At 42.6% G+C, this 18207-nt stretch carries 13 protein-coding genes; 5 read left to right on the top strand and 8 right to left on the bottom strand.

Features of this window, described 5'->3' with window-relative positions; genetic code table 11:
* The first annotated feature begins 15 nt into the window (after positions 1-15).
* The 4 genes from clpB (at position 16) to JMX75_RS06000 (ending at position 7885) form a co-directional block, all read left to right on the top strand.
* Positions 16-2613, top strand: coding sequence for an ATP-dependent chaperone ClpB (clpB, locus tag JMX75_RS05985; RefSeq protein WP_201531483.1), 2598 nt, complete (start codon positions 16-18; stop codon positions 2611-2613).
* Positions 2614-2815: 202 nt separating this feature from the next.
* The gene (locus tag JMX75_RS05990; RefSeq protein WP_201531485.1) at positions 2816-4039 is read left to right on the top strand and encodes a PQQ-dependent sugar dehydrogenase; all 1224 of its coding nucleotides are present in this window, start codon (positions 2816-2818) and stop codon (positions 4037-4039) included.
* A gap of 241 nt (positions 4040-4280) precedes the next feature.
* On the top strand, positions 4281-5930 hold the full coding sequence (locus tag JMX75_RS05995; protein WP_201531487.1) for a BCCT family transporter: 1650 nt from the start codon (positions 4281-4283) through the stop codon (positions 5928-5930).
* 299 nt (positions 5931-6229) lie between these two features.
* Positions 6230-7885, top strand: a complete 1656-nt coding sequence (locus JMX75_RS06000; protein ID WP_201531489.1) for a BCCT family transporter — start codon at positions 6230-6232, stop codon at positions 7883-7885.
* Between the two features lie 298 nt (positions 7886-8183).
* Here the strand turns inward: JMX75_RS06000 and JMX75_RS06005 are convergent, their stop codons facing one another.
* The 8 genes from JMX75_RS06005 to dnaQ all read right to left on the bottom strand — a co-directional run bounded on the left by JMX75_RS06005 (position 8184) and on the right by dnaQ (position 17318).
* A complete protein-coding gene (locus JMX75_RS06005) occupies positions 8184-8528 on the bottom strand; it encodes a hypothetical protein (RefSeq protein ID WP_201531491.1) in 345 nt (114 codons plus the stop codon).
* A gap of 520 nt (positions 8529-9048) precedes the next feature.
* Complete coding sequence (locus JMX75_RS06010; protein ID WP_011513191.1) at positions 9049-9405, bottom strand: DUF3144 domain-containing protein; 357 nt, start codon at positions 9403-9405, stop codon at positions 9049-9051.
* Between the two features lie 96 nt (positions 9406-9501).
* Positions 9502-10668, bottom strand: coding sequence for a methionine adenosyltransferase (metK, locus tag JMX75_RS06015; protein ID WP_133105351.1), 1167 nt, complete (start codon positions 10666-10668; stop codon positions 9502-9504).
* Positions 10669-11132: 464 nt separating this feature from the next.
* The gene (gene nth / locus JMX75_RS06020) at positions 11133-11828 is read right to left on the bottom strand and encodes an endonuclease III (RefSeq protein WP_011513193.1); all 696 of its coding nucleotides are present in this window, start codon (positions 11826-11828) and stop codon (positions 11133-11135) included.
* A gap of 52 nt (positions 11829-11880) precedes the next feature.
* Positions 11881-12723: an RnfABCDGE type electron transport complex subunit B gene (locus tag JMX75_RS06025; RefSeq protein ID WP_201531493.1), complete on the bottom strand. Its 843-nt coding sequence runs from the start codon at positions 12721-12723 to the stop codon at positions 11881-11883.
* A 99-nt stretch (positions 12724-12822) separates the two neighbouring features.
* Complete coding sequence (gene nudC / locus JMX75_RS06030) at positions 12823-13818, bottom strand: NAD(+) diphosphatase (protein WP_201531495.1); 996 nt, start codon at positions 13816-13818, stop codon at positions 12823-12825.
* 68 nt (positions 13819-13886) lie between these two features.
* Positions 13887-15569, bottom strand: coding sequence for a hypothetical protein (locus JMX75_RS06035; RefSeq protein ID WP_227673001.1), 1683 nt, complete (start codon positions 15567-15569; stop codon positions 13887-13889).
* Positions 15570-15719: 150 nt separating this feature from the next.
* Positions 15720-17318, bottom strand: a complete 1599-nt coding sequence (dnaQ, locus tag JMX75_RS06040) for a DNA polymerase III subunit epsilon (RefSeq protein ID WP_201531499.1) — start codon at positions 17316-17318, stop codon at positions 15720-15722.
* A gap of 278 nt (positions 17319-17596) precedes the next feature.
* Between dnaQ and JMX75_RS06045 the strand changes: the two genes are divergently transcribed.
* Positions 17597-18154: a hypothetical protein gene (locus JMX75_RS06045; protein ID WP_201531501.1), complete on the top strand. Its 558-nt coding sequence runs from the start codon at positions 17597-17599 to the stop codon at positions 18152-18154.
* Positions 18155-18207: the final 53 nt, after the last annotated feature.

An 18207-nucleotide genomic window follows, 5' to 3' on the forward strand; every position in this document is an offset into this window, starting at 1 on the left:
TAAAAGGATACGACTATGAGATTTGAGAAATTTACCCAAAAACTGCAATCTGCCATTCAAGAAGCACAAAGTTTGGCGTTAGGGCGTGACCATACCGGTATTGATCCGGTGCATTTGCTAGCAGTCTTGTTACAAGATGAGTCTAATTTGTCTATCTGCCAACAAGCGGGCGCGTCTATCCCTGCGCTAAAAAATGGCGTGGCAAAGGCGCTCGACAACCAAGCAACGATTAGTGAGCCAACGGGTGACGTTAATCTAAACCCAAATTCAGTCAAAATTCTGAACTTGGCAGACCGCCAAGCACAAAAAGAAGGCGATGATTTTATCGCCACTGAATGGGTGATGTTGGCGCTCGCTGAGCAAGGCGAAACCAAAAAGATATTTGAGAGTGCGGGCGTAACAGCGAGTAAATTAAAAACAGTCATTGAGCAATTGCGAGGTGATGATACCGTGAATAATCAAAATGCTGAAGATCAGCGTGATGCGCTGAATAAATATACCATTAACTTAACTGAGCAGGCGGAACTTGGTAAGCTTGACCCTGTGATTGGTCGCGATGAAGAGATTCGTCGTACCATTCAAGTACTCTCGCGTCGTACCAAAAATAACCCAGTACTGATTGGTGAGCCAGGTGTTGGTAAAACGGCTATCATTGAAGGTTTGGCACAAAAAATCATCAATGGTGACGTACCAGAAGGACTACGCCGCAAAGAAGTGTTGTCGTTAGATTTGGGCTCATTGATTGCGGGTGCAAAATTCCGTGGTGAGTTTGAAGAGCGACTCAAAGCGGTACTCAGCGATTTATCAAAGCAAGAAGGCAATGTCATCTTATTTATCGATGAGTTGCATACTTTAGTAGGTGCTGGTAAAGCCGATGGCGCGATGGATGCCGGTAATATGCTAAAACCTGCGCTTGCGCGTGGTGAGCTACACTGTGTCGGTGCGACAACTCTCGATGAATATCGCCAGTACATCGAAAAAGATGCGGCTCTTGAGCGTCGTTTTCAAAAAGTACTGGTCGATGAGCCAACGGTCGAAGACACCATTGCGATTTTGCGTGGTCTAAAAGAGCGTTATGAGCTGCATCACGGTGTTGATATCCAAGACAGCGCGATTATTGCTGCTGCGCGGATGAGCCATCGTTATATTACCGATCGCAAGCTGCCAGATAAAGCGATTGATTTGATTGATGAAGCGGCAAGTCGTTTACGTATGGAGATGGACAGCAAGCCTGAAGCCTTAGGTAAGCTTGATAGTCGCTTGATTCAGTTGAAAATGCAGCGCGAAGTGCTCAAAAATGAAGAAGACGCTGGTGCGCAAGCCGAGCGTAAAGTGCTTGATGCACAAATCGAAGAGTTAGAGAAAGAATACGCTGATCTTAATGAGATTTGGCAAGCAGAAAAAGCTTTGGTCAAAGGCAGTCAGCAGCTAAAAGACGAGCTGGACAAAGCGCGTATTGCTTATGATAAAGCCAGTCGTGAAGGCGATTATGAGACCATGAGTAAGCTACAATACGAGACGATTCCGCAGTTAGAGCGCCGTATCCATGAGTCGGATTTGGCAGAGCAAAAAGAGCAGACTGGTGAAAATAGTGGTGTAAAACTGCTGCGTAACAAAGTCACGGATAATGAAATCGCTGAAGTCGTCGCGGCTGCGACGGGTATTCCAGTCAGTAAAATGATGCAAGGCGAGCGTGATAAAATGCTGGCAATGGAAGAAAAACTCCATGAGCGCGTCATCGGTCAAGATGAAGCAGTCGAAGCGGTAGCCAATGCGGTACGTCGTAGTCGTGCTGGCTTGTCGGATCCGAATCGTCCTTCAGGTTCATTCTTATTCTTAGGACCTACGGGTGTCGGTAAGACTGAGCTGACCAAATCATTAGCGAATTTCTTGTTCGATAGTGAAGATGCGATTGTCCGTATCGATATGAGTGAGTATATGGAGAAGCACAGCGTCAGCCGCTTGGTTGGTGCGCCTCCAGGCTACGTCGGTTACGAAGAAGGTGGTGCCTTGACTGAAGCGGTACGCCGTAAACCTTATAGTGTGATTTTATTTGATGAAGTTGAAAAAGCGCATCCTGATGTGTTCAATATCTTGCTACAAGTGTTGGATGATGGTCGTTTGACTGACTCACAAGGTCGTGTCGTTGATTTCAAGAATACTGTAATCATTATGACCAGTAACTTGGGTTCGCATAAAATCCAAGAAATGGTCGGCGAGAGCTACGAGGATATCAAAGCAGAAGTGATGGATTCAGTTGGGCAGCATTTCCGTCCAGAGTTTGTCAACCGTATCGATGAGATCGTGGTATTCCATCCACTAGGTATGTCGCAGATGGCAGGTATTGCTGCGATTCAGTTAAACCGCTTACGTCAGCGTTTATATGAGCGTGAGTTAGACATCGAGTTATCAGCAGAAGCGATGAATAAGCTGGTTGCAGTTGGTTATGATCCTGTTTATGGCGCGCGTCCACTCAAGCGTGCCATTCAGCAAGAGATTGAAAACCCATTGTCATTGAAGCTGCTGGCGGGTGACTTTGTTGCTGGTGATATCATCAAAGTCGATGTCGGTGTGGATGATAAGCTGACATTTGATAAGCTTAGAATGAGCTAATCGTTCATTTTAGCCCTTGATCCGAAAATAAGCCCCTTATTTGCCCATTTTTTATACAGGCAAGTAAGGGGTTTTTACTTTGTGCGCCATCATTATTTTTACTCTTGCCATACTTAGATTATGTTATAAATAATCTAAGCTCTAATTATATAAATATAAAATTTATGGAGATAAAAGAATGATAATAATAAATAGGCAGTATATGAGTAAACCATTAACGTTACCGATAATTATCACAGCATTACTGTTTAGTACTTCTGCTTGTTCCAATCAATCTGCAACTGATACCAATGCCGATTTGGCAGAATATCAAGAAGTTGAAACCTCAGTAGCAGATATTGCAAGTACGGACAAACCTGCCTTTACCACAAAAGCCGCTGCCACCTTTGATGAGCCATGGGCAATGACTTCATTACCAAAAGTTGATAATAAACCATTAAGACTGCTCGTAACACAAAAGACAGGTGAGTTATTTATAGTCAATACAGCGACTGGCGCTAAGACAGCCGTCGTGGGCATACCTAAAGTCGCTTATGGCGGGCAAGGCGGTCTTGGCGATATTATTCTTGCACCGGATTTTGCGACTTCTAGCTATGTATATATCAGCTACGTAGAGGCAGGCAAAGGGGTTGATAATAATAAATTTGGTGCAAAAGTCATCAAAGCCAAGCTGTCAGGCTTGGATACTGATAAGCCAAGTTTGCGGGAGATTGCTCCAATTTGGCAGCAGATGCCGAAGGTAGACGGGCAAGGGCATTACAGTCATCGCTTAGTATTTTCTCCTGATGGGCAATATATGTATATTAGCTCAGGCGAGCGTCAGGAAAAAACCCCTGCTCAAGACATGACTGTCAATTTGGGCAAAATAATACGGTTAAATGCTGACGGCTCGATGCCAATGGACAATCCATTTGTGAGTAATAATGACATTGCTGCTCAATTTTGGAGCATAGGACATCGTAATGTACTCGGGATGGCATTCGATAGTAAAGGGCAGTTGTGGGCGCATGAAATGGGTCCACGAGGTGGTGATGAGTTCAATTTGATTGAGAAAGGTAAGAATTACGGCTGGCCAATTGTATCAAATGGTCGCAATTATTCTGGTGTGGATATTCCTGATCACAGTACGCGTCCTGAGCTTGAAGCACCCAAAATCACATGGACACCAGTCATATCCCCTTCATCAATCAGTATGTATTCGACTGGTACACATGCTGATTTTCCTGCTTGGCAAGACAATGCGCTGATCAGTGGTTTATCCTCCAAAGCACTGATAGTCGTTAATTTCGATGAAAATAATGGTGCGACTGAGCGCTATCGCTATGATATGGGCGAGCGTATTCGTAGTGTACTGGTTGTAGATGGGCAGGTTTGGGCGCTAGAAGACGGCAACGATGGTGATTTGTTGCAGTTGTTACCACAGTAGCAATTTATCTCCACTATCCTTTGTACTTAAGAAAGATTAAACGCTCCTAACGAAGTTGATAAGCGGATAAATATAGGAATTACTTGCTAAGTTTCTGAGGTTTTACGGTATTGTGGTTTGCGTGACCAGAGAGTTTTGATTCATGTCTATCAATGAGAAAAGCGTAAATACTTAATTAAATTTGATAGTTGGCAGCTATCTTGTTAAGGTTACCTTCCTAAAAACTAAGGCTAACAAACAAATGGATCATGTAAAAGTTGGCAGGTTAGGCCCTTTTCCACGGGTGAGTAAACCTGTGTTTATTACTTCAGCGTTACTTATCGTTGGATTTATCATCTTCGGTGCTTTCTTTACCGAGACCGCTGGCGCGCTATTTAGCTTTTTGCAGGACTTTATCACCGATAAGTTCGGCTGGATGTTTATTATATTAATGAATGTGGCGCTGGTCTTTTGTATTTATCTAGCGGCAAGTCGTTACGGCGACATACGTTTAGGTCAACAAACAGAGAAACCGCAGTACAGTCTGTTTTCTTGGATTGGCATGTTGTTCTCTGCTGGTATCGGTATTGGACTGGTATATTGGGGAACAGCTGAGCCCCTATACCACTTTATGGCACCGCCATTAGGTGAAGCTGAAACGGTAGAAGCTGCCAAGCAAGCTATGAGCATCTCATTTCTACATTGGGGATTACATGCTTGGGCAATTTATACCATAGTGGCATTAGCACTGGCTTATTTTCACTTTCGCCGTGGACTGCCGCTATCTATCCGTTCGACGTTATACCCGCTAATAGGCGAAAAAATATATGGTCGATGGGGTCATACAGTTGATATCCTAGCCGTATTCGGGACAATGTTTGGTGTGGTAACTTCCTTAGGTCTAGGGGTTATGCAGATCAATTCAGGTCTTGAAAATTTATTTGGTATACCAAATTCTTTAACCGTACAGTTTATTATTATTGCTTTTGTGACTGCGTTGGCATGTGGCTCATTGATGCTCGGTCTTGATAAAGGTATCAAGCGCTTAAGTGATATCAATATGGGTTTTACAGGTGTGCTCTTAGCCTTTATGGTCATTTTAGGGCCAACCTTATTCATTTTTGATAGTTTTATAGAAAACATCGGTAATTACATCGTTGCTATGGTGCCTTTATCAACATGGGGTGAAGCTTATAGTAATACCGATTGGCAGAGTGGTTGGACGATCTTCTACTGGGCATGGTGGGTAAGTTGGGCACCATTTGTAGGCGTATTTATTGCCCGTATCAGTCGTGGTCGTACTATCCGTGAGTTTGTATTGGGTGTGCTGTTGATTCCGATGGTAATTTTGTTCTTCTGGTTCACCACTTTTGGTGGTGTCGCTATCCATATGGAGCTTTTAGCGGCGCTTGATCCAGCTATGGCCAGTCCAGGATTGGTAGAAGCGGTGCAAGCAGATTCGGGTAGCGCTATTTTTAAATTGGTTGAATACTATCCATTTGCAAAACCAATTACTTTTCTTATCGTGATTATGATTGTCTTATGGTTCGTGACCTCATCGGATTCAGCAAGTTTCGTGATCGACATGTTGACGGCTGGTGGCGATACCAACCCACCCAAGATCCAACGTTTATTCTGGGCGTTGATGGAAGGTTTGATTGCCGCTATATTGTTAGCGGCAGGCGGACTAGGCGCATTGCAAGCCGCTGCTATTGTGGCTGGACTGCCATTTGCTTTGGTGATATTTGTCATGATGTATGCGTTACTTCGTGGCTTAAGTCGAGATCGATTGATACTGTATCGAGCTCAACAGCACTTTATTACTGAAGAATCTGCAGATCATAATTCAGCCAATGAGTTTGCAGATGAGCATTTGTTGAAAGGCCCACCTAAAATTGTAAAGGGTGATTAGTCAACACGATGCTGTTTAATAGTCATGAATTAGGGCTTAGATAAGCAAGCTGTGATTAAGCGAAGAAAGATCAAGAGTGTGCTGACAGTCGTTTCATTCAATGATTGGCAGCTCACTATATCTGTTTATTATTTATTAAAAGACGATAAAATACTTGTAATATCAAATCCTAAGATGCATGGTTATCTTAGGATTTTTTTATTTGTTGACCAATAGCAAGGTTATAAAGTGTCTAATTCGATTTGATAGTTGTGTAATATCTTGTTAAGGTGAGCCCCTTCAAAAACTGAGACGACTAAATGGATCATGTAAAAGTTGGCCGCTTGGGCCCTTTTCCACGGGTGAGTAAACCTGTGTTCTTAACTTCAGCACTATTAATTCTGGTGTTTATCATCTTTGGTGCTTTTTTTAATGAGCAAGCAGAACTGGTATTTGGTCACGCAAAAGCATTCGTGTCTTTGCGCTTTGGCTGGTTCTTTATTGTGGTGGTTAACTTAACGCTAGTGATGAGTATTTATATGATATTCAGTCGCTATGGCGATATCAGGCTTGGTCATCAGAACGAGAAGCCCGAGTATAATATAGTCTCTTGGATTGGCATGCTGTTTTCAGCTGGCATCGGTATTGGACTGCTCTATTGGGGCACCGCTGAACCCTTGTACCATTTTATGGCGCCGCCATTGGGAGAGCCCGAAACGATCGCCGCCGCCAAGCAAGCGATGAATATCTCGTTCCTGCATTATGGCTTACATGTGTGGGCGCTCTACGGCATGGTTGCTTTGTCATTGGCTTATTTTCACTACCGAGTGGGCTTACCACTAGCAATCCGCTCGACACTTTATCCTATATTGGGTAAGAAAATCTATGGCGGTTGGGGTCATACGGTTGATACGCTAGCAGTGTTTGGGACGATGTTTGGGGTAGTGACGACGTTAGGTCTTGGGGTATTACAAATTAACTCAGGTCTTGAGACGTTATTTGGTATTCCCAATAATATTACAGTGCAAATTATGTTGATTGCCTTTATCACTATGCTGGCAGGACTGTCTCTATTTATGGGACTCGATAAAGGAATTAAGCGCTTAAGCGATACCAATATATTATTTACTGTGATATTACTCAGTTTTGTGATTATTTTAGGACCAACTCAGTTTATCTTCAATAGTTTTGTAGAAAATATCGGTAATTACTTACATGAGATTGTACCACTAGGTCTTTGGACAGAATCTTATAACGGTGAAGAAAATTGGCAAGCCTCATGGACGATTTTCTATTGGGCATGGTGGATAAGTTGGTCGCCTTTCGTTGGGGTGTTCGTGGCTCGTATCTCTCGTGGTCGTACGATTCGTGAATTCATATTGGGAGTGTTGTTGATTCCTATTACCATATTGTTCTTATGGTTTACCGCTTTTGGTGGTTCAGCCGTTAATATGGAGCTAATGGCGGCGGCGGACCCCAATATTATCAGTCCTGGCTTGATCGAGGCCGTCCAAGCAGATACTGGCAGTGCCATCTTTAAGTTGATGGAGTCTTATCCGCTAACATCGGCTGTGAACTTGCTCATCGTGGTAATGATTGTTCTTTGGTTTGTCACGTCATCGGATTCAGCCAGTTTCGTCATTGATATGTTGACCTCAGGGGGCGATGCCAATCCACCGAAAATTCAGCGCTTATTTTGGGCGGGTACCGAAGGTGTTATTGCGGCGGTACTATTGGCAGCAGGTGGCTTGAGTGCGCTACAAGCGGCTTCCATTGTGTCAGGTTTTCCTTTTGCGATAGTGATAGTCGTAATGATGTATTCGCTACTACGTGGCTTAAGTCGTGACCGTTTGATATTGTATCGCAATCAGCAATGGTTTATCACCGAAGAGTCAGCAGAGCACAATTCAGCCAATGAATTTCGTGATGAAGACTTGCTTACAGGTCCGCCTGATATTGAAAAGCCTGAAGGTTAAGAGTTTTTTAGACAATGTTTAAATAATACTTAAGCTGAAAAATAATTCAAAAAGCCCCAGCTTTATCATAAGTTGGGGCTTTTTCATTTCTACTGATATATCTATAGTCAATCCACTGTAAATCAAACACAATGCTACAGGGATAAATTTTGCGTCGCCTCTGTCTGCGCAGGCACAGGCACAGCAAGCAAAAAAATTATACCAGTAGCGCGTTATAATATTTGTACTTATTTTATTTAGGATCGACTATATTATGATGAAAAGTATTTGATTAGAGTTACCAGAGGTAGGATATAAACTACACACATTGTCCTTTTACATAACCGACTGCAGAGGTAGTACCACATGCTGAACAGGCGTTGCCCGCAGTACGATAACTGACACCTGATTGGTTTTTTACAGTGACACAGACAGGATCATACTGTGCGGTACACATGGTTTGCTCAGGATTAAAGGGTGGGCATTTATTGAAAGGATTGTTAATTGAGCCTTGATTTCTGCTAGCACTGTGGTCTTTGTTGTTTTCAGTGCTATGAATAGGCGGCTCAGAATGGGTGCTGATTGGAAGATTATTACAACCAGATAATGTGATGGCTACTGAGAGCCCTAGTATTGACAGCCACGGTTTAGATAAATGATTCATAATGATGTTTCCTTATAAATAGCGCTCGATAACTTCCTGTTATCAACAGTCAACGACAACCATATCAGAAATAGAATGATACAAATGGATAGTAACTTATTTAGGGGAAGTCATCCACCACATCATATGATAAGTACAAAATAAAATCGAGAAAATTATATATGTATATATAGTCAGGGAAAAGTAATATCGATACATCAAGTACTGCTGATATTAATTTTTCTTGCTTGCTGTGCCTACGCAGACAGAGGCTGCAAAAAATTTATACCAGCAGCACTGTAGCGTTTTTGAGATATTTTAACTATAGCTATACTACTGCTATGTATTTTGCTCAATGCCTGAGAAAAGCTGCAAAAACTTCATAGCAATAGCATTGTTGGCTTTAATAATAGCTTTCTATCATTTACAAGCAAATAAAAACCCCAAACTTAATAGTAAGCTTAGGGTTTTTTATTTGCTCAAAGATAATTTCTGCCACTAAAGATGCTCAGATAAATATCTTTAACCAAGCATAACTGTTTTATTTAGCAGGCTTATCATCTTGATTAAGCTGAATATATTTATCAAAGTTCTGCGCATAATCAGTCAAGTTGTCGCTCAGCATTTGGCGATATTGTTTGGTATAAAATTCGACAATATCATCCTTTTCTTTGGCAAAATCATCACCTTTTACAAAGCCGATTGAGGCGACCGATGCGCTATAACGTGCTGCGGCATAAAGCAGTGACGCACCTACTTGACCTGAGTGCGCATCAGGACCTAATTGACTGTTTGCTACACCAATAATGGCATCAGCACGTTGATAAAACGACTGCATTTCAGGGGTGATTTCAAGACTTGCATCAATCTCATTGTTTTGAGCATTCTCTTGAGACATAAACGACTCCTAATAATGGTAGGTAAATTTAAATGTATCACAGCAGTCTAATAACTGGATAAGATAATAGGTACAAAAAGGGTTTTAGCAAAAATTTTATAAGCCAGCATCCGCTTTTAAAATCTCAGCTTTGTCAGTTTTTTCCCACGTAAAGGCGGTTTCAGAACCTTGGCGACCAAAATGTCCAAAACTAGCGGTTTGCTGATACATCGGCTGCAATAAATTCAGCATACGAGTGATACCATACGGACGTAGGTCAAAATGTGTACGAATCAAACTAATGATTTCATCGTTGCTAATTTTGTTAGTACCAAAAGTATTAATCGAAATAGAAGTCGGTTCAGCAACGCCAATGGCATAGCTTACTTGTACTTCACAGCGATCGGCAATACCAGCAGCGACGATGTTTTTAGCCACGTAACGCACCGCATAAGCCGCACTGCGATCGACTTTTGAGGGATCTTTACCACTAAATGCGCCGCCACCGTGACGCGCCATACCGCCATAAGTATCAACAATAATCTTACGACCGGTCAGTCCTGCATCACCAACAGGACCACCGATGACGAATTTGCCAGTCGGGTTGATATGATAACGTGTACCAGCATGTAGTAGCTCTGCCGGGAGTACTTGTTTGATAATTGACTCCATGATCGCTTCTTGTAAATCGGCTTGCGAGATACTTGGATCATGCTGCGTAGATAAGACGACCGCGTCAATAGCAACAGGTTTATTGCCATCATATTTAAGCGTGACTTGTGCTTTGGCATCCGGACGTAACCAAGGTAGTTCGCCTGCGCGGCGCAACTCCGACTGACGCTCCATCAAGCGATGAGCATACTCGATAGGGGCGGGCATCAATACTTCAGTCTCATTACTAGCATAACCAAACATCAAACCTTGGTCACCAGCGCCTTGTTCTTCAGGGTCAGCGCGGTCAACACCTTGGGCAATCTCAGGCGATTGTTTACCAAGCATATTAATAACCGCACATGTCTCGCCATCAAAACCCAAGTCTGAATGATGATAACCAATGCCATTAACCGTATCACGCACGATACGCTCAACGTCGATATTTGCCGTGGTGGTTATTTCACCTGCCAATACGACAGCGCCAGTTTTGACTAGGGTCTCACATGCCACGCGTGCATGTAAATCTTGCCGTAAGATCGCATCAAGGATAGCGTCTGAGATTTGATCAGCCATTTTGTCAGGATGACCTTCGCTCACAGATTCTGAGGTAAATAAGTTGTATTCGCGCATAATAGGATCGCTTAATTGAATCAGTAAAGATAGGAAAAAGCATAACGTCTGGGCGCTGCTTTAATTGGTATTGGCCAAACAATGTATTGCTTGGTGTTTAATCGGTACTACTTAATTCACTTATTCATAAATGCATGTGTTATATAAATTTACATAAGGCACAGATGTTTATAAATCATATGGGGTCAGGCTAAGAGAACGATAGCTTTACGTTGTACTATATCGAATTATTAACTGACAACGTGCTTGAAGCTGTCGCCAATCATACGTCTATCAACTGATTATCAGCAGGATCAAAAATATGACGTACTTGCCTAAAAATACGCTTATTCTAACTCGAAACGCAATAAAACTCTAGTGAGCTGCGCTCGTTCTATTATAAGTAATGCTCAATCATGACATTATTATAATTTAGCATAAGTATATTGATCGATAGGCTCTGCGATCATTATCATCTGCTCACGTTACAACTCTAAAAATACTGCTTTATCCTTAAACATACATTCGTCATAAACAGGACAAGCGCCGCATTTTGGGGTGCGAGCCTGACAAGTATAGCGCCCATGCAAAATCAAGTAATGATGAGCATCAACGATAAAGTCATCGGGGATACGTTCGACCAGTTTCTTCTCAACGATTAAGACGTTTTTGCCAGTGGCAAGTCCCGTACGATTACCCACTCGAAAAATATGGGTATCAACCGCCATCGTCGGCTGTCCAAAGGCTGTATTTAGAACTACATTCGCCGTCTTGCGCCCGACACCTGCTAGAGACTCTAAGTCTTTTCGGTTATCAGGAACGGTGCTATTAAATTTCTCAATCAAGTCACGGCAAGTTTTGATGACGTTTTTGGCTTTGGCATTAAACAAGCCGATATTCTTAATATAGGATTTCAAACCTTCTTCGCCTAAAGCGAGTATTGCCTCAGGCGTATTCGCCACCGGATAGAGCTGATTGGTGGCAATATTGACGCTGACATCAGTCGCCTGCGCTGATAATATGACTGCGATAAGCAGCTCAAAGTTACTCTTATAATTGAGCTCAGTCACTGGCTCATCAATTGTCGCCGCCAACTTCTCAAAAAATGGACGCACATCACGGTTGGGCATGCGCCTCGATGGCGGAGTATCAGCTGTTTTATGTTTGACGGTTTTACTCATGGTATTTTTACCATTATTTTGTTCATTGGTTATTCAAAGTGGATATTGGCTATTAAAGTTGTGCAAGCTCAGCTTTTAATTCATTCAATTCTGCTTGTTTGCTTTCATTGGGACGTACGCTAAGCTGCTTTTCTAACTTCTTAATTTTACTGCGCAGCTTTGCCGCTGCAATAGTGTTTTTTGCTTGAGCTTCACTGATATTTAACGACTGACTGGCGGCATTATTCAGTTTTGCCTCCACCATGCTAACCACGGGTCTACTATTGCTGCTATCCGCAAGTTGCTTGCTCACACGATTTAAATGGGTATGATAACGCTGTCTCAAATCCTCTTGCTCAAGGGTGCGCTCAGGTGTCGAAAGCGTACGCTCAACCGTGACCAAATCGATGCAGTCAACAGGGCAAGGCGCTATACATAATTCACAGCCCGTGCATAAATCTGTAAAAATAGTATGCATATGCTTGCCAGTACCAACGATGGCATCAACAGGGCAGGCGGGAATACATTTGGTACAGCCAATGCAATCATCTTCACGAATAACGGCGCGCACTTCAACAGGCCGCTGCGAAGTAGCATCTAACGGCCATTTTGAAGGTTCAGCGCTTAATGTTGGCATATCAGCATCGATAATCTGCGCGATAGTATCCGTCACTGGCTGACCACCCGGTACACACTTATTATGTGGCTCACCATTTATCACGATAGCAACTGCATAAGGTAAGCAACCATCAGCATGGTCGCATAGACCGCACTGTGTTTGCGGTAGGCTGCCATCAATGCGCGCAATTTTTTCCTGAACATCAGCAGGCAATGTTTCTATCTTCAGCGAATCGAATAAGATTGGCAGATTGTTTAAACGGATATGATTGCTGTTTTTATTCATGGTGCTTTGCATTTAATGTAAAACCTTTATATCAGTGCTAGATGCTGATATCAAAATAAATAGGATAATAGTGGTAAGGATAAATGCTGAATGAGGCGTTGATATGATAGATTAAAGCAAAATACCTTGCTCATTGGCAATTTGCGCAATCAGCTCATAAGCAATGCTACCCTTAAAGGGGATTTTTGGCAGCTTTGATAGATCGAAAAAATCTGCATGTGATAGCTCATCTTCTTGTATAACGATATCGCCATCTGCATAAGATGCTCGAAAGCCCAACATCAAATTAGACGGAAACGGCCATGGCTGACTGTTCACATAGCGAATATCGGACAAGCTAAGACCCACTTCTTCTGCCACTTCGCGTACCACAGCATGCTCTAGACTTTCACCTACTTCTACAAAGCCTGCAATCAAACCGTATAGTAACGGTTGGGTCGACTGTAATAAATGAGAAGCTGTTTTTTGCTGACCGTAACGATGATGATGAGCCAATAAAATTTGCATTTCACCCGTTTGTGGGTTGGGTCGAGTAATGGCGGTAATGACGCAGGGCTGTACACGCGGATACTGACGCAATCGACAAACGTCACAAACCATAGCACGCTCACCGCATTTGGCAGCTACAGTGCGTGCCGCGCAGCGACTACAAAACCGTGTATCTGCTTGCCAACGAAGTAGTTGTATGGCTTGGCTAAGCTGAGCAGCTAATGCTATGGGCAGGTGCGTGATAAGCTGTCGATAAGGTATAAAAGTGTTAATACTGTTCTCTACATTGCTAATAACGCTACTATCCAAGTCACTACTTGTTAATTCATCACTGTCTAAAATACTGGGCAAGGCGATATTATGTGCTATTGCATAATCGTAAGTGATAGCGCGGCTTGCTTGTACAGTGACAGCATTAGCGTTATCAGTATCATCTACATCACTCGGCAGCCAGCTATTGGGCGCTACGCTATCAAACAATGTAACCTGTCCTAATTGATAAGCTTGCTCACTACTGACATCAGAGTGTGCTAGCTCAACCTGTAAAGGCCACCAGCCATTAGGCGTTTGACGACATAAGATCGTTTCATCAGATAGTACAAAGGCGCAGATCATCATATAGTTTTCCAAACGGTCAAAGACAAGCTCATATCAGCTTGTCTTTGTATAAAAATTTACATAAATGATTAAGCGGCAAGCAATTGGCTTAAGCTATGCTGCCCAACATCCAATGCTTGTTTGCTGACAGGGCGATTGTTCTCGAAACCGTCTAGATGATGGTCAACTGCCATGATAACATCAGCAATATAAGATAAGGTGCCATCATCGATACGATTACCACTATTGATACGTTGCTGTAAATAATTTGCCAATTGACTGAGCATACTGGCAGGCGTTGGCAATTGCAAGAAGCGTACCGCACCGCTTACTTGACGCAGCATTTCAGGGGTATTTTGAATATTAAGAATATCGCGCTCAGGCTCCGCAAGGTAGTCATTGATTGCTTGTTCAGCACTGGCAATTGCCGTACGACTCTCTTCTATCAAGGTATCATAAGCGGTATTCAGCTGATGTAGTGAGATATGAGGATTGTTCAACGGCAGATAAATTGCACCTGGAGTATGCATCTCAGCCATGGCGATGGTCGCGTTTTCTGCATGCATGAGTGCCAATAATAAATGATCAAAATCTTCTGGAGTAGGCGAGCGCCATGTGTTGACGGCTTCTGACGCTTTAATCAGGCTATTGGCGGCATTAGATAGACCAAGAAGATGCAACGCAGAGCTTAAAGTAGTGAGTTCTTCAATAATTTGCGAGGTCTGCATATCGACTGGATTGATTGAGTCGCCACGGGCATAGCTGTCGACATTTTCTTTAATCGTATTGATTTGAGTCTGGATAATGATATTCAAAGTATCCGTCAGCTCACGGTTTGGACCAAACAAGAAGCGCTCCATCTGCTGGCGCTGTGGATCTTCTAAACGGTTGGCGGCGTATTGATCGCGCAGTATTTTTGCCGCTTCAGTATCACGTTGTCCGGCAAAACTGACCAAATCAGCAAAACGCGTATCCATGACAGGCAAATAGCTTTGGAATTGCTGCTCAACATAAATAAGCGTGTGCTTTTGAGTGATATTAAGCGGCAGGATGGCTGCGATATCAGTGACCGCAGCGGACGCTGCTTGCCAAAATAGACTGCTGGTATTTTTCGCTATCAAAGCACAGGCAGCTGACATAGCATCCAATTTTTGCTGATCATCTTGATTGATGTTGCCATCCCGATTGATCAAAGTAACGCCAAGCCCACTACGATAAGCATAGGTCAGTAGCTCTTGATCAAGGTTGAGCTCATTTAGCGGCTGAAAATTCTGTTCAGGATTGGCAATAATGACGCTACTATTACCAAAAGCAGAAAAATAATCAGCAGCAATAGGCACTATTTGGCTATGAGCATTCAGCTTATTAATAATAGGTAGTAATAAAGTAGGCTCTACCGACTCAGTCAGCAGCACAAATTCAATATAACGATCAAGCGTCATGATCGCTTCGGACAGATCCATGATTAAGTCAATATCACTATTGTCGCCACTGTCATAAAGCTCCTGTAAACCGTGTACAATCGCATTATTGAGTGCCTCTGCACCCACCAAAGATATCAGCTCAAAAATACAAGAAAGCTGTTTTAATACAATAATAGAGTCTAATAATAAGGGCGCTTGGCTATTGTCGTCATTAAATTCGCCCAAATGAATCTCAGTATCTTTAAGTATGACCTTGACCTCATCGTGCAATAAGTGCAGCGATGGCAAATTAAAGTCAGTAACACTAAGCGTTGGCGCGGTCAATTTTATTTGCGTAGAGTGGTTCATAATTATTTTTTCCATAAGATACTGACGAAAATAGCAAATAGTTAGAGAGTAAATTAAAAAATAGCGCTAGATAAGGTTTTACTTTTTATCGTTATAATAATCAAGACTATATTCTCTAATCGCCAATATAAGAAGCGATTTTAATGCCTGTTACATTTTGGCTTTCAGCTCAGGATAATCTTCTGCGAGCGACGCATACCAGCTTTGATTGGCGCCCTCATCAGTACTTGACTCAAGCAATAAAGCCGCTAAATTGGCAAAGCTAGCATGGGCTGTGTGTCCGCCATCCGCTTGCGCGTCATCCTCAATGCCTAGCGTTACTTGTCCGCCAGTCATCGCCAAATAGACTTCTGCTAAAATCTCTGAATCTAGTAATGCCCCGTGAAAGGTACGGTCTTGCTTGCCCACGTCTAAACGACGTACGAGAGCATCAAGAGTATTTTTCTGTCCAGGATACTGCTGCTTTGCCATGACCAGTGAGTCGGTCACTTTTACTCGCTCAGCAAAGTCATGCATGCCAACTTTGGCAAACTCCATATTTAAGAAGTTCATATCAAACGAGGCATTATGAGCGATGACTTCTGCACCATCCATAAAGTCATAGAGCGACTGCGCGACTTGGTCAAAGGTTGGTTTGTCCGTTAAAAACGCTTCAGAAATACCGTGAATTCGAATAACTTCTTCATCCATACCGCGCTGTGGGTTGATATAGACGTGGAGCTTTTCGCCGGTGAACTTACGTCCGATCATCTCTACAATACCGACTTCGATAATGCGATCGCCTTTTAGCGGATCAAGACCGGTGGTCTCAGTATCCATAATGAGCTGACGATCTGATTCATGACGATGGATTGGCTTGGGTAGCAGCGGTATAAAATACGGATTGGCACGGCTGGTATCACCATCGAATTTTGGCGTATCTGCTTCAACATTAGTAACCATGTTGGACGCATGGTTATTGATGCTTGTATCAATCAAAGGCGTCTGGGCATCTGGCATTTCTATAGCACTCATTGAATTGGTGGCATTGTACGGACTAATATTTTCTTCAGCGAAAGCATGAGTATTTATTACACTGTCATTATAACTTTGATTCTCTAGTAGTTCGGCATCAAGCTCATCATCCATCATATCAAAACCTAATGGATCAAAATTTAGCCAATCATCGCTGCTTGATGGCTTTTTATCAGCCATTATTGGCTCTTTTTTTTTAGTACTATCTTGAACGTCTGTTATCAAATCTTCACTACGTGAGGTCACACCTAGGTTTGCAAGCTCATCCGCTTTTTCATTACCAGCATTACCAGCATGACCTTTTACCCAATGCCAATCAACATCGCGTTTCTGACAGAGCTCATCGAGTCGCTGCCATAGGTCTTGATTGGCGACGGGTTTTTTACTGGCCGTTTTCCAGCCTCTTTTTTTCCAACCTTCAATCCACTCAGTGATGCCTTTTTTGACATAACTTGAGTCTGTCCAAATCTCGAGTTTCTGCTCATGCGAGCTATGGGTTAATGCTTGTATCGCACCCATCAATTCCATACGATTATTGGTTGTTTCTTTATCACCGCCATAAAAATCCTGCGTCCGTCCGTCGCTAAATATCAGATGAGCGCCCCAGCCACCAGCACCAGGATTGCCTTTACACGCGCCATCTGTGTAAGCAACCGTAGTATCTGCTTTGGCAGCCAATGGGTTTATGGCATTACTGGTGTTAAATGGCTGCGCTGCGCTGCGATTTTCTGACATAAAAATTTACTGACCTAATAGAGAATAAATACAGGATATAGCGAAGCGATTTCACTGATATATTGGAGGCTTATTTTAGCTACCTATGTTGGAATTGAGTATAACAAATCCAGCGTTAATAGGGGCAATTGCCATGCACAAAAAACCAAAAACAGATATCCTAATAGTAAGCTTATCGTTTTCTGTTAAAATAGAGCGGTTGTAAGGATATGTCTAGCCAGACATTAACTATAATTTGCTTAACTAAAGCTTTCAATGCTCGAATTCAGGGTTACCCTATGATGTCATTAGCCTCAAAATCTTCTTCTAAAAACCGCAGCCATTTGATGATTGCGATGGCTGCGAGCAGTATGCTGCTTTTGAGTGCTTGTAATGATAGTAATACTCAAGCGGATACCAAAAAGGTTGAGAAGGTAGCAGATTTATCTATCTTTGAGGGCTGTTACACCGTCAGTCATGATGAGCCGGCGCAAATAAAAGTCAGCCAACAGGGCGGCGCATGGGTCATGCAGATGAAAGAGCCTGCAAGTGCCAAACGTGTTTGGGATGATGCTGAGCCGTTAGAGATAATTGAAAATAGCGATATACCACAGTTTTTCTCTATTGATCCTGATAATGTCGATGCGGTGATTGGTCGTCCGGATAGAGTGTTGGTATTAGCTCATGTTAAGCCTGTTTATGCCAATATCGATCCGCTACTTGATAGTGAGTACTTGTCTTATATCTATAAAGGGGCAAACACTATTTACCGAGTCGAATGTGATGACGTCAATACTGATATTTTGGCCAATCCTCATGCCAATATTGTCATTGATAATGTTAAAGAGACTATTTAGTTAGGTATTATCAGTCAATACTACATATCTGTTATTTATGATAAAAAGTGCTT

Origin of the sequence: Psychrobacter sp. LFX-11D, assembly GCF_904846475.1 — a bacterium.
Classification (GTDB): Bacteria; Pseudomonadota; Gammaproteobacteria; order Pseudomonadales; family Moraxellaceae; genus Psychrobacter; species Psychrobacter cryohalolentis.